We start from the raw sequence: 19121 nt of genomic DNA, 5'->3' as shown, positions 1-19121 counted from the left end.
TGTAAAATGGAGTTTGAATATCATAAAGGAGCAAATACTATGACAAAAGGATATATACATTCTTTGGAAAGTTTTGGCTCTGTAGACGGACCGGGAGTCCGGTATCTGATCTTCTTGACAGGATGCACCATGCGCTGCCAGTTCTGTCATAATCCGGATACCTGGAATATGCATTCGGGAACTCCTTATACTGCGGATGAACTGATAACAAAAGCATTAAGATACCGCTCTTACTGGAAAAGTGAGGGCGGTATTACCGTCAGTGGGGGAGAACCACTTCTACAGATAGACTTTTTATTAGAATTATTCAAGAAAGCTAAAGAAAAAGGAATTCATACAACACTTGATACAAGTGGCAATCCATTCACCAAAGAGGAACCGTTCTTTGACAAATTCCAGGAACTTATGAAATATACGGATCTGATACTTCTGGATATTAAGCATATTGACGACGAGCAGCATAAGATATTGACCGGACAGACCAATGCAAATATCCTGGAGTTGGCAAGATATCTTAACGAGATCCAAAAACCGGTATGGATTCGCCATGTCCTGGTGCCAGAGCGAAGTGATAAGGATGAATATCTTGAAAAACTTCATGAATTCATCTCTACACTTGATAATGTGGAGAAGGTGGAAGTACTGCCGTATCATACTCTGGGTGTATACAAATGGAAAGAATTGGGGATGGAATATCCGCTTGAAGGGATTGAACCGCCAACGAAAGAACGGGTGGGGAATGCGAAGAGGATTCTGGAGAGGTAGAGGGGAATTTAGTTTATTAAGAGTTAGGTAAAGGTGTACGGCATAGAGGACAGATGGGGCGGTTCCATACCGGGGCCAGTCGCCTACAATCCGTAAGTTCAAGAGAGGCAGAAAATCAGGAACCGAATGTATTCACCGGAGAAAATCTGAAGATTTTTCAGGCTCAAACATTCTTGAATTCTGTGCTGGTGGCACAGAATTCATCCTGGTTTTCTGCCTCTCTTTCACTAACGGCTTGTACGGCTCTTTTACGGCATGGAATCGCCCCATCTGCCCTCTATGCCTGACATTCTTTGGAGGTAACTCTTTCTAAACTGGGGGGGATTCCTGGTGAAGGTGGGTGTGGGTGGTGTTGGCTGGTATCTGTTTGGGGTTATCTATTAAGGGAAGCGGATTTACATTGCTCTTTTTCCTGTGATTTTACATACCTTAGCGCAGGAAAACTTGTTCTACGGTATGTAATACAGTGCAGATCACAAGCCGGTCTATGCGCATACCTGTTAACTAATTTAGAAAAATGCATCTGCTATATACAATGACAAAAAATTGCAGACAAAGCATATTACTTTCATTAATCTGTGTCTTAATCACAAAATTCCTGTTTACTTCATGAATACTAATTCGTTCCACTCTCAATCTGTTATTCATCCAATGCCGCTCCCATGCACCCCGCCAGGAATCCTCCACGTTCGTGAAGAGTCACACATAAGAATGTCAGGCAGAGAGGGACAGTATGGGCGTTCACATCCGTAGAAGAGCCGCACAAGCCGTTAGTGAAAAAGAGGGCTGAAATCAGGAGGGCTTCTGTACTACCAGTACAGAAGTCCAGACTATCGTGGGCGGAAAATCATCAAGATTTTGCGTCCGCTATAGTCGATGCCTAATTTCAGCCCTCTTTTGAACTTACGGATTGTAGGCGATTGGAGTCGGATGTGAACGCCCATACTGCCCCTCTCTGCCGTACACCTTACAAACAACTCTTCACAAACAAAATTCCCCCTTCCAAGGCATGCATCCCTCCCAACCAGCATAAGTTAATTACGAGAGTAAATATGATGATTCGGGGAATATCGAATGAAAAGGCATACAATCGTACTATTTTTATGTGTCATAATTGCAGGACTTGGAATCTTGAACTACGGAGGGAATACAGTTCCAACGAATAGCATGGCAGTTGAAGAGACAGAGGAAGGGGAGGAATCGCAAGATTATATTAAGTGGGTGGAATTCAAAGTGACGTGTGATGCAATGAAGAAGGCTTATCAATATGATCTGGATACATATCATAACGAGGTTCATCTGAACTGGGTTGATCTTCTGGCATATCTTGGGGCGAAATACGGCGGGGATTTTACACAGTATCAGGAGGCAGATATGGAGGAACTTGCCGGGACGCTGTCAGAGGGGGAGAAGGCAATGGAAGAATTGACGAAGGATATGCAGTATTATGCCTATTACCGGGAAGCCTATGGTGCGGTATTAGATGGTATGGTCGGTGAGTTCGCAGTTGAAACAGTTACGCAGCCCGTAGGTGAAAATGATGACGAAGCAGGAAAAGCTTCAAAGGAGGCAAAACAGACGGGAACACAGACCGTATGGAAGAATGTATATGGTTTGAAAGCGTTTCATCCAATTGCGAAAGGATTTCCCTATTCGGATTATGATGATTTTGGCGTATCCAGAAGTTACGGGTATAAGAGGAATCATCTGGGACATGATATGATGGGGCAGGTAGGAACACCGGTGATTGCGGTTGAGTCGGGATATGTGGCAGAACTTGGCTGGAATCAGTATGGAGGATGGCGTATCGGAATCAATAGTTTTGACGGGAAGCGTTATTACTACTATGCACATCTCAGGCAGAACCGTCCCTATGCGGAAGGACTGGAAAAAGGGGATATCATTCAGGCGGGAGATGTGATTGGGTATATAGGAAGAACCGGTTATAGTACAGAAGAGAATGTCAATAATATTGATGAATATCATCTGCATTTTGGATTGCAGTTGATCTTTGATGAATCACAGAGGGATGGTAATAATGAGATCTGGGTGAGTGGGTATGAACTGGTGAAGTTCTTATATCAGCATCAGTCGGAGGTGGAACGTAATGATGATACCAAGGAGTGGACACGGATCTACCAGATTAAAGATCCATTTGTGAATGAGTATGCAAAAACACATAAGACCATAGACACATCTGAGGAAGAAGAAGGCAAGACAAAATGAATATTAGAGACAGATAGGCTTAGAGGCAGAGAGAATCAGGGATAGAGCAATCTATCCCTGAAACATATTTTCTACATAATTCTGCATTTCTTTACGGCTTTTCATCTGGCGGGAACCATCTACGATTCTCTGCTGTTCTTCAGGAGAGAGAGAAGCGAATTGTGTGAGGATATCGGTATGCTGTGCAAGAGACATAGTAAAGCCGATTGGAAATTCATCTTGAAACGTCATGACATTATCACCTCGGAGATATTGTGTGCTAAATGATGGATTTGTATACAATAAAATCAGAAAATATAATAAAAAGCAATAAATAGAATAACTATGTGTGCGGGAAGGGCTAGTTTATTTGGTCATATAATGTTAAGATATGAAGTATGATACAATGATAGATACATAAGAGAGAAAATGAGTGGTGTTACAAGAGATGAGACTTGATGGAGCAAAACTACAAAAGAAGTTACGAGATTTTGTGAAAACATATCAATGGCAGACTTGTCTGTTCATAGTAATGGCGATTGTTGTTATCGTCACTTTTTGCAATGCCAGCCTCTATCCTTCGGAGATTGGCAAGGTGGTAAAAGTGCAGACGGAGCAAAGTGGGGATATGGTCAACTACAATTCGGAGATGGAGAATATTTCCGAGCCGTATTATGTACAGAAGTTGACAATCAAGATTCTGAATGGGCAATATAAAGGAAAGAAGGTAACGGTATCTAATGAATTCGGATATTCCGAGGTAGATACGGAGCGGTATCAAAAAGGAGACAGAGTATTCCTCCGAATTAGCGGGGAGGAGCAGATATCATCTGTTAGTATTACTGGGGTGAAACGGGATCAGTATGCGATTTTGCTTGCTGTAATCCTTATATTCCTTGTGATTATTCTTGGAAAAGGCAGGGGAGTTCTGTCACTTTGTTCGATTGGTGTGAATATTGTGGTGTTCGTATATGGTCTGGTCCGCTATGAAGAAGGGGATGACTTGTTGAAGATCTGTGCGGTTATGATTGTGATTTTCACGGTCGGTACTTTGTTCCTGGTAAATGGAGTGAATAAGCGTTCATTAGTTGCAATTATATCAGCACTTGTTACGGTGGTGATTACAATGAGCATCTTCCTGCTGGCAATGAATTATGGGGAAGAGATTGATTATGCGGCGCTTGATTATATTGTGGGAAATCAGGAACTGGAGACAATATTTATTGCCAGCATTGCGATTGCAGGACTTGGAGCGATTATGGATGTGTCGGTATCCATTGCGGCTGCACTGCAGGAACTGATAATGAGGAAGCCGGATATTACGTTTCGGGCACTTGTGCATTCCGGACGGGAGATTGGATATGATATCATGGGTACTATGATGAATGTTCTGCTGTTCACATATATCTGCGGATTGATTCCACTTATGCTGATTAAGATGAAGAATGAAATCAGCCTGATTACAATCATACGCCTTCAGATTCCTTTTGAGATATGCAGATTCTTAATTGGCAGTATTGGTATCGTGATGGCAATTCCGGTCAGTATAGGGATTGCGTCGATTGTAATGAAGATGGGGAGGAGAAGGGCATGATATTCATATTAGCGGTTGTATTTTTCCTCCTATTATTGCTGGTTGGAGGAGAGAGGGGAGCAGTGTCTCTGATCGCCTTGATGGGAAATATCCTGGTATTTATAGCGGCAGTGATTGCCATGTCTATAGGACTGCCCGTAATTCTCATCACAATCCTTGCGAGTATAGGAGTGAATAGTATTACGATTCTCTATCAGAACGGAACGAATAAAAAATCCGCGGCGGCTTTAATCTCTGTGGGAATCGTGATGGCGCTTTTGATGTGTCTGGTGATCTGGATCGGGGGACGGATGCATATTGGCGGATTGAATGAGATTGAACTGAATAGTGATCTGTCATTATATTATTCATTTGCTATTCGTGTGAATATGCGCAAGGTATGCATTGCTATGATTATGATCGGACTGTTAGGTGCGGTTATGGATACTGCAGTGGCAATCTCTTCGTCGCTTTATGAAGTATATGAACATAAGCCGGAATTAACGGTATCAGAATTGTTCCATTCCGGCATTACGGTAGGAAAGGATGTGCTTGCCACAACTTTAAATACATTATATTTTGCGTATATTGGAGAGGCACTGATGCTTCTTTTATATCTGAGAGAATATCAGTATTCACTGGTGTCTATTCTGAATTCCAAGGCATTTCTACAGGAATTCACATGTATCATGGTAAGTGCGATTGGATGTGTGCTTATTATTCCAATCAGCGCCCAGGTGACGGCAAAACTACTAAAAGAATGGTAAATGACAATATATAAGAGAAAGAAGGGATTGTATGATTAATTATTCTGAGGACAAGGACAGACAGTATCATATTCAAGTGGCACGAGGAGAGATTGGAAGATATGTACTCTTGCCGGGAGATCCTAAGCGATGTGAGAAGATTGCGGCGCATTTTGATGAGCCGAGACTGGTTGCGGACAGCCGGGAATATGTGACTTATACGGGGTATCTTGACGGAGAGATGGTAAGTGTCACTTCTACGGGGATTGGAGGACCTTCCGCATCCATTGCCATGGAAGAACTGGTAAGAGTCGGTGCGGATACATTTATCCGGGTCGGAACGAGCGGAGGTATGGCGCTGGATGTCAAGAGTGGAGATGTGGTGATTGCTTCAGGAGCAATCCGTATGGAAGGTACCAGCAAAGAGTATGCGCCGATTGAGTATCCGGCTGTAGCGGATATCTGGGTGACCAATGCACTGATACAGGCAGCAAGAAAATTAGGTCAGGACTACCATGTGGGAGTGGTGCAGTGCAAGGATGCTTTTTACGGGCAGCATTCGCCGGAGACGAAGCCGGTAGGGTATGAACTGATGAATAAATGGGATGCATGGGTCAAATGCGGCTGTCTTGCATCAGAGATGGAATCAGCGGCACTTTATATCGTAGGCAGTTGCCTGCGGGTGAGAGTTGGCACAGTGCTTCTGGTGATGGCGAATCAAGAGCGGGCGAAACAGAATCTGCCGAATCCGGTGGTGCATAATGTGGAAGCGCCGATTGAGACGGCGATAGAAGCATTGCGGATTTTAATTCGGGAGGACCGCAAGAATCGATAGGGATTGGGCAGAGAATAACAGGATGATCAAGATAGATGGGATATGGAAAAGGAGTTAGAAATATGGAGTTACAGGAGATATTAAAACGGGTAGACCATACCCTGCTTGCACAGACGGCAACATGGGAAGAGATTAAGACGTTATGTGATGATGCAGTTGCATATCATACTGCATCTGTATGCATTCCGCCGTCTTATGTGAAGCAGGCAAAAGAATATGTGGGAGATAAGATGGCAGTCTGTACGGTGATAGGATTTCCCAATGGATATCATACAACGGCAGCGAAGGTATTCGAAGCGGCAGATGCTATAGATAGCGGTGCGGATGAGATTGACATGGTGATTAATATCGGATGGGTTAAGGATGGAAGATATGACCTGGTGGAGCAGGAGATCAGGTCTGTAAAAGAAGTGGCAGGAGATAAGATCCTGAAGGTGATTATCGAGACTTGCCTTCTGACGGAGGAGGAGAAGATCCGTATGTGCGAGGTGGTGACGGCGGCGCAGGCTGACTTTATCAAGACCTCTACGGGATTCTCGAAAGGAGGAGCAACCTTCGAGGATGTGGAACTTTTTGCAAAGTATGTAGGCGAAGGTGTGCAGATGAAAGCGGCAGGAGGCATCAGTTCGCTTGAGGACGCAGAGAATTTTCTGGAATTAGGGGCTTCACGCCTTGGAACCAGCCGGATTGTCAAGATAGCGAAACAGAGATCGTGTTGAAGATGGATGGCATGTTTATTTGAATAGTATGTCTGCTTAAATGGAGGAAAAGTATGGAAGAAAATATGATAAGAAGTATGATCCGTTTGGCAATGGATACGCTTCAATTCTCTTATGTTCCGTATTCCGGATTTAGAGTGGCGGCATCGCTGCTGACTGCGAACGGCAAACTATATACAGGGTGCAATATAGAGAATGCGGCTTACAGCCCGGGGAATTGTGCGGAGAGAACTGCCATATTCAAAGCGGTCAGTGAAGGAGAGAGGGATTTTGCGGCAATCTGTATTGTAAATGAGAATACAGATGGACAGCACGATATCTGTCCGCCTTGCGGTATGTGCCGGCAGGTAATGATGGAATTCTGTGTTCCGGAGGAATTCCTGATTATATTGGCGAAAAGTGAATCGTGTTATGAGATTCATACACTTGGGGAACTTCTTCCCATGGGATTTGGACCAGGGAATCTGAAGGGAAAAAAGTAGCAATTTTTGCATAAATTCTACATTGTTTGACATAGAATATACAATTTAGCAAATTAAAGTCTTGAAACATACATTAAAATAGGATATTATAGGTGTTAAAGATTTTTTATCTTATTGTCTTATTAGGAAGGAAGAGGATTATGAATCTGAAAATTGGAGTGATTAAAGGGGATGGAATCGGTCCGGAGATCGTAACAGAGGCTATGAAGGTACTGGATAAGGTCGCAGAAACTTACGGACATACCTGTGATTATACGCAGCTTTTGATGGGTGGCGCGTCTATTGACGTACACGGAGTTCCGCTTACCGATGAGACGGTGGCAGAGGCAAAAGCGTGTGATGCGGTTCTGATGGGATCAATTGGAGGAGATGCCAAGACATCTCCGTGGTATCAGTTAGAGCCATCTAAGAGACCAGAGGCAGGGCTGCTTAGGATTCGTAAGGAACTGAATCTTTTTGCCAATTTGCGTCCGGCGATTCTATATGACGAATTAAAAGGGGCATGTCCGCTGAAAGAAGAGATTACAGAGGGCGGCTTTGATATGATGATCATGAGAGAACTGACGGGTGGTCTGTATTTCGGGGAGAGAAAGACCATAGAAGAAGATGGCGTTATGACAGCCTATGATTCTCTTACATACAATGAGAATGAGATCCGCAGAATTGCAAAGCGCGGATTCGATATCGCTATGAAGCGCAGAAAGAAAGTAACGAGCGTTGATAAGGCGAATGTATTAGATTCCTCCAGACTTTGGAGAAAAGTTGTAGAAGAAGTCGCAGCAGAGTATCCGGAAGTAACACTGGAACATATGCTGGTTGATAACTGTGCAATGCAGTTGGTAAAAGATCCCAAGCAGTTCGATGTCATCCTGACAGAGAATATGTTCGGTGATATTCTGTCTGACGAGGCAAGCATGGTAACCGGCTCGATAGGAATGCTGGCAAGTGCAAGCCTTAACGAGACCAAGTTCGGTCTCTACGAGCCAAGCGGCGGTTCTGCGCCGGATATCGCAGGAAAAGGTATTGCGAATCCGATTGCAACCATTCTTTCGGCGGCTATGATGTTAAGATTCAGTTTTGATTTGGATAAAGAAGCTGATGCTATTGAGGCAGCGGTAGCAAAAGTACTGGAAGAAGGCTATCGGACCATCGATATTATGTCAGAAGGAAAGAAGCAGATTGGTACTTGTGAGATGGGAGATCTGATTGCAAGTTTCATCTAGTTTCTTGATTAAAAATAATCGGGTACAGGACATATGCTAAAAGGGTACAGGGCATATGTCAAAAAGGTACACCACAAATGTCAATTTGGGACGTAGTAAAATGCACTTTTACTACGTCCCCAGGAGGTAAAATATGAGAAGTGATACAGTTACAAAAGGAAAACAGCAGGCTCCTCACCGTTCGTTATTCAACGCGCTGGGGCTTACACCAGAAGAGATGGAGAGACCTCTCGTAGGTATTGTCAGCTCTTATAATGAGATTGTTCCAGGACATATGAACCTGGATAAGATTGTAAATGCAGTAAAACAGGGGGTTGCCATGGCAGGTGGAACTCCAATCGTATTTCCGGCAATCGCAGTCTGTGACGGTATTGCCATGGGACACATTGGTATGAAATACTCTCTGGTGACCAGAGACCTGATTGCAGATTCTACAGAGGCTATGGCTATGGCTCATCAGTTCGATGCGCTGGTTATGGTGCCGAACTGTGATAAGAACGTTCCGGGACTTTTGATGGCGGCAGCAAGAATCAATGTTCCGACCATTTTCGTCAGCGGCGGTCCGATGCTTGCAGGTCATGTGAAAGGCAAGAAGACCAGCCTTTCCAGTATGTTCGAGGCAGTAGGTGCGAATGCGGCAGGATTGATTACGGATGATGACTTATGTGAATTCGAGAACAAGACATGTCCAACTTGTGGTTCCTGCTCTGGTATGTATACCGCTAACAGCATGAACTGTCTGACAGAAGTATTAGGCATGGGGCTTGGCGGCAACGGAACGATTCCGGCAGTATATTCTGAGAGAATCCGTCTGGCAAAACATGCTGGTATGAAGGTTATGGAATTATGGGAGAAGAATATTCGTCCAAGAGATATTATGACTGAGAATGCAATCCTGAACGCATTAACCGTTGATATGGCGCTTGGATGCTCTACCAACAGTATGCTGCATCTTCCGGCAATCGCGCATGAAGTAGGCATGGATTTTGAGATTGATTTTGCAAATGGAATCAGTGAGAAGACTCCGAATCTCTGCCATCTTGCCCCGGCAGGTCCAACTTACATGGAAGACTTGAACGAAGCAGGCGGTGTATATGCGGTTATGGCTGAGTTGAATAAGAAGGGTCTGATTCATACAGAGTGTATGACGGTAACTGGTAAGACGGTTGGAGAGAATATCAAGAATGCAGTGAATAAAGATCCTGAGGTGATTCGTCCAATCGAGAATCCATATACACCAACCGGTGGCCTTGCTGTATTAAAAGGCAACCTTGCACCGGACGGAAGTGTTGTAAAACGTTCCGCAGTCGTAGAAGAGATGCTGGTACATGAAGGACCTGCAAGAGTGTTCGACTGTGAAGAGGATGCCATTGATGCAATCAAAGGCGGTAAGATTGTAGCAGGTGATGTTGTAGTCATCCGCTATGAGGGACCAAAGGGTGGTCCAGGTATGAGAGAGATGCTGAATCCAACTTCCGCGATTGCGGGAATGGGACTTGGCTCCAGTGTTGCTCTGATTACAGATGGTCGTTTCAGCGGAGCATCCAGAGGTGCTTCGATCGGTCACGTATCACCGGAAGCAGCAGTTGGCGGACCGATTGCATTGGTTGAAGAGGGAGATATCATTAAGATTGACATCCCGAACCTGAAATTAGAGTTAGACGTATCTGAGGAAGAACTTGCAAAGAGAAGAGAAGCATGGACAGAAAGAGAGCCGAAGGTAACAACCGGATATCTTGCGAGATACGCATCTATGGTAACTTCCGGAAATCGTGGGGCGATACTGGAAGTTCCGAAGAATTAATTAAGAAGTATGAAGGCATCGCAGCCGCTTGCGGCTATGATGTAATATGAATTACAGAAGTACTCTAGATAGAACAGGAGAATATTAGGTATGCAGTTGACAGGATCAGAGATCGTAATTGAATGTTTGAAAGAGCAGGGTGTGGATACCGTGTTTGGTTATCCAGGCGGAGCGATTTTGAACGTATACGATGAATTATATAAACACAGTGATGAGATCACGCATATCCTGACTTCCCACGAACAGGGAGCAGCCCATGCGGCTGACGGATATGCAAGAGCAACCGGGAAAGTCGGTGTGTGCTTTGCAACCAGCGGCCCTGGTGCAACCAATCTTGTAACAGGTATTGCTACTGCCTACATGGATTCTATTCCGATCGTAGCAATCACATGTAATGTAGGAGTAGCCCTTCTTGGAAAGGACAGTTTCCAGGAGATTGATATTGCGGGAATTACCATGCCGATTACTAAGCACAATTATATTGTCAAAGACGTGAATGACCTTGCCGACACGATCAGAAAAGCATTCGTGATTGCGCAGAAGGGAAGACCTGGTCCGGTATTGATCGATATTCCGAAGGATGTAACAGCGAACAAGGCAGAGTATAAGAAGACTGTGATTGGGCCAGTGGTTCCGCCTATTGATGTCTGTGAAGAGGATATAGAGACAGCACTTAAGATGATTGCAAAGTCCAAGAAGCCATATATCTTTGTAGGCGGCGGAGCAGTATTATCCGGTGCCAATGAAGAGTTATATACATTTGCCAAGAAGGTAGATGCGCCAGTTACAGATTCTTTGATGGGAAAAGGCGCATTTCCTGGAACAGATCCGTTGTATACCGGAATGTTAGGTATGCATGGAACGAAGACATCTAACTACGGTGTTAGTGAATGTGATCTGTTGATCGTAATCGGTGCAAGATTCAGTGACCGTGTAACGGGCAATGCGAAGAAATTTGCTAAGAATGCGAAGATTCTTCAGATTGATGTTGATCCGGCAGAGATGAATAAGAACGTATTGATCACGGAAGGCGTGGTAGGAGACATTAAGGTTGTACTTGGTGTCTTGAATGAAAGGCTTACGCAGCAGAGCCATACGGAATGGCTGAATAAGATTATGGAATACAAAGAACGGTATCCATTGTCTTATCATCCGGATGAACTGACTGGACCTTACGTGGTAGAAGAGATCTACCGCCAGACAGAAGGAGATGCTATCATTGTCACCGAAGTTGGACAGCATCAGATGTGGGCGGCACAGTTCTATAAATATACCAAACCAAGAACGTTATTGACTTCCGGAGGTCTTGGAACTATGGGATATGGTCTGGGCGCATCTTTGGGGGCTAAGACGGGTATGCCGGAAAAAACGGTTGTCAATATTGCAGGTGACGGATGCTTCCGTATGAATATGAATGAGATTGCAGCGGCTGTGCGTCATAATATTCCGGTCATCCAGGTTGTAATCAATAACCATGTGTTGGGAATGGTGCGCCAGTGGCAGAATCTGTTCTATGGACAGCGCTATTCTGCAACGGTACTCAATGATGCAGTGGACTTTGTAAAACTTGCAGAGGCCATGGGAGCAGAAGGAATCCGTGCAACAACACAGGAAGAATTTAAGGATGCATTTGCGAAGGCGTTAACTCTTGGAAAACCGGTTGTCATCGACTGCCAGATCGGTGCAGATGATAAAGTATGGCCAATGGTTGCACCGGGAAAAGCAATTGATGAAGCATTTGACGAGAAAGATCTAAAAGAAAAGAAATAATCATAAAAGGAAAGAAGAGGAATAATCATGAGCAGAGTGTACAATTTTTCAGCAGGACCGGCAGTATTACCGGAAGAAGTATTAAAAGAAGCAGCAGAAGAGATGTTAGACTACAAAGGAACCGGAATGTCCGTAATGGAAATGAGTCACCGCTCGAAGGCGTTTCAGGAGATTATCGATACGGCAGAGGCTGATATCCGTGAACTGATGAATATTCCGGATAATTACAAGGTGCTATTTCTGCAAGGCGGAGCATCTCAGCAGTTCGCTATGATTCCGATGAATCTGATGAAGAATGGCGTGGTTGATTATATCGTGACCGGGCAGTGGGCGAAAAAAGCGGCTGCGGAAGCGGGCAAATACGGCAAGGTGAATATCCTTGCTTCTTCCGCAGACAAGACATTCTCTTACATCCCGGATTGTTCAGATCTGCCTATCTCTGAAGATGCAGATTATGTATACATATGTGAGAATAATACCATCTATGGTACAAAATACAAAGAATTACCGAATACAAAAGGAAAGACACTGGTAGCAGATATCTCTTCCTGCTTCCTGTCTGAACCAGTAGATGTTAGGAAGTATGGTCTGTTATACGGCGGTGTTCAGAAGAATGTGGGACCTGCAGGAACGGTGATCGTAATTATCAGAGAAGATCTGATCACCGAAGATGTACTTCCGGGAACACCAACCATGCTGCAGTATAAGACGCATGCAGATGCAGGATCTCTCTATAATACACCACCGGCATACGGCATCTACATCTGTGGCAAAGTCTTTAAATGGCTGAAGAAACAGGGTGGTCTCGCAGCAATGAAAGAACTGAATGAGAAGAAAGCAAAGATTCTGTATGATTATCTGGATCAGAGCAAATTGTTCAAGGGAACCGTAGTGCCAAAAGATCGTTCGCTTATGAATGTTCCGTTCGTAACCGGCAGCGATGAACTGGATGCCAAATTCGTAAAAGAAGCGAAAGAGGCAGGTTTCGAGAATCTGAAAGGACATCGTTCCGTGGGCGGTATGCGTGCAAGTATATACAACGCAATGCCAATCGAAGGCGTAGAAGCATTAGTAGCATTTATGAAGAAGTTTGAAGAGGAGAATCTATAATCATGTACAAATATCATTGCTTAAATCCAATCTCTGAGGTTGGAATGGAACAGTTTACAGAAGAGTATGTCCCGGTAAGCACTGCGGACAATGCGGATGCGATCCTTGTGAGAAGTGCAGTGATGCACGATATGGAATTCTCACCTAATCTGAAAGCCATTGCAAGAGCTGGCGCAGGTGTGAACAATATTCCGCTGGACCGATGTGCGGAGGAAGGAATCGTAGTATTCAATACTCCGGGTGCTAATGCAAACGGTGTGAAAGAACTGGTAATTGCAGGTATGCTTCTTGCGTCCCGTGATATCATCGGAGGCATTAACTGGGTACAGGAAAATGAAGAAGATGGCAACATCGCCAAAGATGCCGAAAAAGCGAAGAAGGCATTCGCAGGATGTGAATTGGAAGGAAAGAAACTGGGTGTCATCGGTCTTGGTGCGATAGGTGTTATGGTGGCGAATGCAGCGACACATCTTGGTATGGATGTATATGGTTATGATCCATACGTATCTGTAGAATCTGCATGGAGGCTTTCCAGAAGTATCCATCATGCAAAAACGGTAGATGAACTTTACAGAGATTGCGATTATATCACGATCCATGTTCCTGCAATGGACAGTACCAAGGGAATGATCGATAAAGATGCAATCAACCTGATGAAAAAAGGTGTTGTTGTACTGAACTTTGCAAGAAATGTACTTGTGGATGAAGAGGCAATGGTGGATGCGCTGGTATCTGGTCATGTGAAGCACTATGTATCAGACTTTCCGACACCGATCACTGCCGGAGTTAAGGGAGCCATTGTAATTCCACATCTTGGCGCTTCTACAGAAGAATCTGAAGATAACTGTGCGAAGATGGCAGTAAAAGAACTGAGAAATTATCTGGAAAATGGAAATATTAAGAATTCCGTGAATTATCCGGACTGCGATATGGGGATGAAGGGAGATAATACCCGTATTCTTCTGCTGCATCACAATGTTCCGAATATGATCGGACAATTTACCGGCATTCTGGCAAAAGATAATATGAATATTGCCGATCTGACGAACAAGAGCAAGGGTGAATATGCATATACCATGATTGATATTGATAGCCCGGTACCGGATGGTGTAGTAGAAGACCTGGTAAAAGTTAAAGACGTTCTCCGCGTTCGTATTATTAAATAATAATTAAGAAAATCCTGTGGAAAGCGGTACGAAATATCGTCCGTTCCATTCCACAGGATTTTTCTTATCAGGAGATACTCTGATGCTGAAACAATCAGATTCCCAGAGCATCGTTATGTTTTTTTAATAATGCATGAATCTTATCGGTAGGATTCAATACGGTGCCGATTGAGATATCGTGATTCAGAGAATCAATAATTAATGCGATAAACTTGCTCATGTCAGCCACAACGAAATAAGGCTTCTCATATGCAACTGGTGGCAGGTATGTCAGATTCGTTGTGATAACGCGATCGATGAATCCCTTCTCATAATAGTCATCAAATTTATCAAACCCTTCTGTGAAGAGACCAAACGTAGTGCAGACGAATACACGATTGGCACCGCGTTCTTTGATCTGTCTGGCAACATCCAGCATACTTTCACCGGAAGAGATCATATCATCAATGATAATGACGTTCTTACCCTTGATATCGTCTCCAAGGAATTCATGGGCAACAATCGGGTTCTTGCCGTTCACAACTGTTGAATAGTCACGGCGCTTGTAGAACATACCCATATCCACGCCAAGTACGTTGGAAAAATATACTGCACGGTGCATAGCGCCTTCATCAGGGCTTATGATCATTAAGTGATCCTTATCTACGATTAGTTCCGGCTCTGCCCGCAACAGAGCTTTTATGAACTGGTATGGCGGGTTAAAGTTATCGAATCCGTGAAGAGGCATGGAATTCTGTACTCTCGGATCATGTGCATCAAACGTAATAATGTTATCCACACCCATATCCACCAGTTCCTGAAGTGCCAGAGCACAATCCAGCGACTCTCTCTTCGTGCGTTTGTGCTGGCGGCTCTCATATAAGAATGGCATAATGACATTCAGACGATGTGACTTGCCGTTCGCAGCTGAGATGATACGCTTCAGATCCTGGTAATGATCATCCGGGGACATATGGTTGGGATGACCATTCACCGTATAGGTCAGGCTGTAATTACATACATCAACCATTACGAACAGATCTGTGCCGCGGATAGATTCTCCCAGAAGCCCTTTTGCCTCACCTGATCCAAAACGTGGGCAATGGCAGTCTACCAGATAGTTGTTCTGCTGATAACTGGAAAAAAGTGTTGAATCCAGAGATTCCTTCAGAGCCTGCTGTCTGAACTGAACAATATAGTCATTCACCTTCTGTCCCAGTTCTTTGCAGGAATCAAGGACCGCAATTTTAAGAGGCGCTCTAGGAAGCGCTGTTTCCATTAATTTGATATTCGTCATTTTCGAGTCTCCTGTATTCATTGATTTATACTAATCTCTAAGATATTTATATCACTTTTCCTATAAAAAGGTCAACTACAGATTGGACTATTTGGGAAAGGTGGGGTATAATAAGAGAGTTAAATACTAATTTTGGGGTAGATATATGAGACATGAACACATTGTGAAAGCGGTTCTGCCGGGAAGTATTGCCGATGAACTGGGAATCGAGGCCGGGGACAAGCTGCTTTCCATTAATGATAATATGATTGAAGATGTATTTGATTATCATTTCTATGTAAATGATGAAGAATTAGTGCTGTTGATTGAGAAGCCCGATGGCGAAGAGTGGGAACTGGAGATTGAAAAAGATTATGAGGAAGATCTTGGCATTGAATTCGAACAGGGATTGATGGATGAATATCGGTCCTGTCGGAATAAGTGCATGTTCTGCTTTATCGACCAGATGCCGAAGGGGATGCGGGAGACGCTGTATTTTAAGGATGATGATTCTAGGCTTTCTTTCCTGCAGGGGAATTATGTTACGCTGACGAATATGAGCGATCATGATATTGACCGGATCGTACGATATCATCTGGAACCGATCAACATCTCTTTTCAGACCACGAATCCGGAACTCAGGTGTAAGATGCTTCATAACCGTTTTGCGGGAGAGGCGCTTAAGAAGGTTGACCGTCTGTATGAGGGCGGCATTCAGATGAATGGGCAGATCGTGCTGTGTAAAGGCGTGAATGACGGCGAGGAGTTAGACCGCAGCATCCGGGATATGTCGAAGTATTTCCCGTGCCTTCAGAGCGTATCCATCGTGCCGGTAGGACTTACCAGATATCGTGACGGATTGTACCCACTGGAGCCTTTTGACCGGGAGGATGCCATAGAAGTGCTGTCTATTATCCATAAGTGGCAGGAGCGGTTTTATGAAGAATACGGAATGCATTTTATCCATGCCGGTGATGAATGGTATATCCTGGCAGGGCAGGAAGTGCCGGAGGAAGAGCGGTATGACGGTTATCTTCAGTTGGAAAATGGAGTGGGAATGCTTCGGCTTTTGGAGAATGAATTCGAAGAAGGATATCAGAGTGCTGTTGGAGATGAACTTCCAAGAGAAGTATCCATGGCAACCGGTCTTCTGGCATATCCTTATATTCAGAAGATGGCTGACCGCCTTGTGGGGAAATATCCGAACACGAAAGTGCATGTCTATCCGATCCGCAATGATTTCTTCGGAGAACTGATTACGGTATCCGGACTGATTACCGGACAGGATCTGATCGCACAGCTTACCGGGAAGGAACTTGGCGACAGGCTTTTGCTGCCTTGCAATATGTTCCGCAGCCAGGAGGAGGTATTCTTAGATGATATTACTCTTTCTCAGGTGGAAGATGCTTTACAAGTGCGGGCAGATATTGTAAAATCAAGCGGACAAGATTTTATTGATGCGATTATATTGAAGGAGAAATAATATGAGTAAACCAGTAGTAGCGATTGTGGGAAGACCCAATGTGGGAAAATCAACCCTTTTTAATGTACTGGCGGGTGAGATGATATCCATTGTAAAAGATACGCCTGGGGTAACCAGAGATCGTATCTATGCGGACGTCTCATGGCTGGATAAAGAATTTACAATGATTGATACCGGAGGAATCGAGCCGGAGAGTAATGATATTATATTGTCTCAGATGAGAGAACAGGCGCAGATTGCCATTGATACGGCGGATGTGATCATCTTTCTGACGGATGTGCGTCAGGGGCTGGTGGATTCCGATTCTAAAGTGGCGGATATGCTCAGGCGTTCCGGAAAGCCGGTAGTCTTGGTTGTGAATAAAGTAGATAATTTTGATAAGTTCATGCCGGATGTGTATGAGTTCTATAATCTGGGAATCGGTGATCCGATGCCGATATCTGCAGCCTCCAGATTGGGGCTTGGAGATATGCTGGAGGAGGTTGTAAAGCATTTTTCTGAGAATTCAGGAGAAGAGGAAGAGGATGAACGTCCACGTATTGCAATTGTAGGAAAGCCGAATGTAGGAAAGTCCTCCATTATTAACAAATTGTTGGGTGAGCAGCGAGTAATCGTGTCTGATATTGCAGGTACAACCAGGGATGCGATTGATACGGATATTGTTCATAATGGCAGGGAGTATGTATTTATCGATACGGCAGGTCTTCGAAGAAAGAATAAGATCAAGGAAGAACTGGAACGCTACAGTATCATCCGTACGGTAACGGCTGTAGAGCGTGCAGATGTGGTGTTGGTGGTGATCGATGCCGTAGAAGGTGTTACAGAACAGGATGCTAAGATTGCGGGAATTGCCCATGAGAGAGGTAAAGGAATTATTATTGTGGTGAACAAGTGGGATGCCATTGAGAAGAATGACAGAACCATGCGGGAGTACGAGAATGAAGTCCGCCGTGTCCTTTCTTTTATGCCGTATGCTGAGATTATGTATGTATCCGCAGAGACGGGGCAGCGTCTGCCGAAGTTATATGATATGATTGATATGGTAATTGAGAATCAGAGTATGCGTGTGGCAACGGGTGTATTGAACGAGATCATGGCAGAAGCAGTTGCAATGCAGCAGCCACCGTCTGATAAGGGCAAGAGGCTGAAACTCTATTACATCACTCAGGTATCGGTAAAACCGCCGACATTCGTAATATTCGTAAATGATAAAGAATTGATGCATTTTTCTTATACCAGATATCTGGAAAATAAGATTCGTGAGGCATTTGGATTCAGAGGAACTTCTCTGAAGTTCTTCATCAGGGAAAGAAAGGAAAAGGATCAGTAGTTATGGAACGTATCATATGTGTGATCATCGGATATGTATTCGGATTATTGCAGACAGGCTATCTATATGGAAAGATGCACAATGTAGACATCCGTAAGCAGGGAAGCGGCAATGCCGGTACTACTAATGCACTGCGTACTATGGGATGGAAAGCAGGATTGATTACGTTGCTTGGTGATTGTTTCAAATGTGTGTTTGCAGTGGTTGTCGTGCATCTGATCTATGGAAAGACCCATGCAGACATGATTCCGATGCTTGCCATGTATGCAGGTATGGGGGCGGTTCTTGGGCATAATTATCCGTTTTACCTGAAGTTCAAAGGAGGAAAGGGGATTGCTGCCACAGCGGGGCTTCTCTTAAGTACCACGAATGTATGGATGGTGCTGATCTGTCTGTTTGCATTCCTGGCAATTGTCGGGGTGACAAGATATGTGTCACTGGGATCGTTGGTTGTAGTGATCATCTATCTTGTGGAAGTTGTAGTGTACGGACAGATGGGTGGATTCGGCATTGCGCAGAATTATCTGTATGAGATGTATGCAATTGCAGCATTTTTGATGCTGTCAGCATTTTTCAAGCACAGAGCGAACATTAAGAGGTTATTATCCGGCACGGAGAATAAGTTAAGTGTTGGAAAGAGTAAATAGCAGGCAGT

Annotated in this window: 17 protein-coding genes; 15 read left to right on the top strand and 2 right to left on the bottom strand. The window is 44.2% G+C overall.

The window, feature by feature from the left end; all coding sequences use genetic code 11:
- Positions 1 to 39: 39 nt before the first annotated feature.
- Together pflA and ACQRBN_RS08420 are read left to right on the top strand one after the other, a co-directional pair.
- On the top strand, positions 40 to 765 hold the full coding sequence (gene pflA / locus ACQRBN_RS08425; RefSeq protein WP_427738559.1) for a pyruvate formate-lyase-activating protein: 726 nt from the start codon (positions 40 to 42) through the stop codon (positions 763 to 765).
- A 1074-nt stretch (positions 766 to 1839) separates the two neighbouring features.
- Positions 1840 to 2991, top strand: coding sequence for a M23 family metallopeptidase (locus tag ACQRBN_RS08420; protein ID WP_427738558.1), 1152 nt, complete (start codon positions 1840 to 1842; stop codon positions 2989 to 2991).
- Positions 2992 to 3042: 51 nt separating this feature from the next.
- On the opposite strand, the gene ACQRBN_RS08415 is transcribed toward ACQRBN_RS08420, so the two are convergent.
- The gene (locus ACQRBN_RS08415) at positions 3043 to 3222 is read right to left on the bottom strand and encodes a hypothetical protein (RefSeq protein ID WP_427738557.1); all 180 of its coding nucleotides are present in this window, start codon (positions 3220 to 3222) and stop codon (positions 3043 to 3045) included.
- Between the two features lie 181 nt (positions 3223 to 3403).
- Here ACQRBN_RS08415 and ACQRBN_RS08410 point away from each other — a divergent pair, with 181 nt between their 5' ends.
- From ACQRBN_RS08410 to ACQRBN_RS08365, 10 genes are all read left to right on the top strand, one after another.
- Positions 3404 to 4564 (top strand): YibE/F family protein, encoded by a 1161-nt coding sequence (locus ACQRBN_RS08410; RefSeq protein WP_427738556.1) that lies wholly within the window; start codon positions 3404 to 3406, stop codon positions 4562 to 4564.
- Complete coding sequence (locus ACQRBN_RS08405) at positions 4561 to 5310, top strand: YibE/F family protein (protein WP_427738555.1); 750 nt, start codon at positions 4561 to 4563, stop codon at positions 5308 to 5310. Before ACQRBN_RS08410 ends, ACQRBN_RS08405 begins: the two co-directional genes overlap by 4 nt.
- Before the next feature lie 31 nt (positions 5311 to 5341).
- The gene (gene udp / locus ACQRBN_RS08400) at positions 5342 to 6124 is read left to right on the top strand and encodes a uridine phosphorylase (RefSeq protein ID WP_427738554.1); all 783 of its coding nucleotides are present in this window, start codon (positions 5342 to 5344) and stop codon (positions 6122 to 6124) included.
- 62 nt (positions 6125 to 6186) lie between these two features.
- Complete coding sequence (gene deoC, locus ACQRBN_RS08395; protein WP_427738573.1) at positions 6187 to 6843, top strand: deoxyribose-phosphate aldolase; 657 nt, start codon at positions 6187 to 6189, stop codon at positions 6841 to 6843.
- A 53-nt stretch (positions 6844 to 6896) separates the two neighbouring features.
- The gene (gene cdd, locus ACQRBN_RS08390; protein WP_427738553.1) at positions 6897 to 7325 is read left to right on the top strand and encodes a cytidine deaminase; all 429 of its coding nucleotides are present in this window, start codon (positions 6897 to 6899) and stop codon (positions 7323 to 7325) included.
- Positions 7326 to 7465: 140 nt separating this feature from the next.
- On the top strand, positions 7466 to 8548 hold the full coding sequence (gene leuB / locus ACQRBN_RS08385; RefSeq protein ID WP_427738552.1) for a 3-isopropylmalate dehydrogenase: 1083 nt from the start codon (positions 7466 to 7468) through the stop codon (positions 8546 to 8548).
- Between the two features lie 133 nt (positions 8549 to 8681).
- Positions 8682 to 10352 carry a dihydroxy-acid dehydratase gene (gene ilvD, locus ACQRBN_RS08380; RefSeq protein WP_427738551.1) on the top strand — a complete coding sequence of 557 codons (1671 nt, stop codon included), beginning with the start codon at positions 8682 to 8684 and terminating at the stop codon, positions 10350 to 10352.
- A 90-nt stretch (positions 10353 to 10442) separates the two neighbouring features.
- Positions 10443 to 12122 (top strand): biosynthetic-type acetolactate synthase large subunit, encoded by a 1680-nt coding sequence (gene ilvB, locus ACQRBN_RS08375; protein WP_427738550.1) that lies wholly within the window; start codon positions 10443 to 10445, stop codon positions 12120 to 12122.
- 27 nt (positions 12123 to 12149) lie between these two features.
- Positions 12150 to 13232, top strand: a complete 1083-nt coding sequence (serC, locus tag ACQRBN_RS08370) for a 3-phosphoserine/phosphohydroxythreonine transaminase (RefSeq protein WP_427738549.1) — start codon at positions 12150 to 12152, stop codon at positions 13230 to 13232.
- Positions 13233 to 13234: 2 nt separating this feature from the next.
- A complete protein-coding gene (locus ACQRBN_RS08365; RefSeq protein WP_427738548.1) occupies positions 13235 to 14398 on the top strand; it encodes a phosphoglycerate dehydrogenase in 1164 nt (387 codons plus the stop codon).
- A 94-nt stretch (positions 14399 to 14492) separates the two neighbouring features.
- Here ACQRBN_RS08365 and ACQRBN_RS08360 read toward each other — a convergent pair whose 3' ends face one another.
- Positions 14493 to 15674: a ribose-phosphate pyrophosphokinase gene (locus ACQRBN_RS08360; RefSeq protein WP_427738547.1), complete on the bottom strand. Its 1182-nt coding sequence runs from the start codon at positions 15672 to 15674 to the stop codon at positions 14493 to 14495.
- Between the two features lie 145 nt (positions 15675 to 15819).
- On the opposite strand from ACQRBN_RS08360, the gene ACQRBN_RS08355 reads away from it, so the two are divergent.
- Genes ACQRBN_RS08355 through plsY form a run of 3 tightly spaced genes read left to right on the top strand, consistent with a single transcriptional unit; the run spans position 15820 to position 19113 of the window.
- Positions 15820 to 17136 (top strand): DUF512 domain-containing protein, encoded by a 1317-nt coding sequence (locus ACQRBN_RS08355; protein ID WP_427738546.1) that lies wholly within the window; start codon positions 15820 to 15822, stop codon positions 17134 to 17136.
- Between the two features lies 1 nt (position 17137).
- Positions 17138 to 18466: a ribosome biogenesis GTPase Der gene (gene der / locus ACQRBN_RS08350; RefSeq protein WP_427738545.1), complete on the top strand. Its 1329-nt coding sequence runs from the start codon at positions 17138 to 17140 to the stop codon at positions 18464 to 18466.
- Between the two features lie 2 nt (positions 18467 to 18468).
- Entirely contained in the window at positions 18469 to 19113 is a 645-nt protein-coding gene (gene plsY / locus ACQRBN_RS08345) for a glycerol-3-phosphate 1-O-acyltransferase PlsY (RefSeq protein ID WP_427738544.1), read from the top strand.
- Positions 19114 to 19121 lie beyond the last annotated feature (8 nt).

Origin of the sequence: Bariatricus sp. SGI.154, assembly GCF_050313795.1 — a bacterium.
Taxonomy (GTDB): Bacteria; Bacillota; Clostridia; order Lachnospirales; family Lachnospiraceae; genus CAMBRQ01.
Note: the sequence above shows the minus strand (reverse complement) of the source record. Positions and strands in the feature narration are given on the sequence as shown.

Coding starts and splice junctions, on each gene's coding strand:
- pflA (WP_427738559.1), top strand. CDS start 40: ATGACAAAAGGATATATACATTCTTTGGAAAGTTTTGGCTCTGTAGAC.
- ACQRBN_RS08420 (WP_427738558.1), top strand. CDS start 1,840: ATGAAAAGGCATACAATCGTACTATTTTTATGTGTCATAATTGCAGGA.
- ACQRBN_RS08415 (WP_427738557.1), bottom strand. CDS start 3,222: ATGACGTTTCAAGATGAATTTCCAATCGGCTTTACTATGTCTCTTGCA.
- ACQRBN_RS08405 (WP_427738555.1), top strand. CDS start 4,561: ATGATATTCATATTAGCGGTTGTATTTTTCCTCCTATTATTGCTGGTT.
- udp (WP_427738554.1), top strand. CDS start 5,342: ATGATTAATTATTCTGAGGACAAGGACAGACAGTATCATATTCAAGTG.
- deoC (WP_427738573.1), top strand. CDS start 6,187: ATGGAGTTACAGGAGATATTAAAACGGGTAGACCATACCCTGCTTGCA.
- cdd (WP_427738553.1), top strand. CDS start 6,897: ATGGAAGAAAATATGATAAGAAGTATGATCCGTTTGGCAATGGATACG.
- leuB (WP_427738552.1), top strand. CDS start 7,466: ATGAATCTGAAAATTGGAGTGATTAAAGGGGATGGAATCGGTCCGGAG.
- ilvD (WP_427738551.1), top strand. CDS start 8,682: ATGAGAAGTGATACAGTTACAAAAGGAAAACAGCAGGCTCCTCACCGT.
- ilvB (WP_427738550.1), top strand. CDS start 10,443: ATGCAGTTGACAGGATCAGAGATCGTAATTGAATGTTTGAAAGAGCAG.
- serC (WP_427738549.1), top strand. CDS start 12,150: ATGAGCAGAGTGTACAATTTTTCAGCAGGACCGGCAGTATTACCGGAA.
- ACQRBN_RS08365 (WP_427738548.1), top strand. CDS start 13,235: ATGTACAAATATCATTGCTTAAATCCAATCTCTGAGGTTGGAATGGAA.
- ACQRBN_RS08360 (WP_427738547.1), bottom strand. CDS start 15,674: ATGACGAATATCAAATTAATGGAAACAGCGCTTCCTAGAGCGCCTCTT.
- ACQRBN_RS08355 (WP_427738546.1), top strand. CDS start 15,820: ATGAGACATGAACACATTGTGAAAGCGGTTCTGCCGGGAAGTATTGCC.
- der (WP_427738545.1), top strand. CDS start 17,138: ATGAGTAAACCAGTAGTAGCGATTGTGGGAAGACCCAATGTGGGAAAA.
- plsY (WP_427738544.1), top strand. CDS start 18,469: ATGGAACGTATCATATGTGTGATCATCGGATATGTATTCGGATTATTG.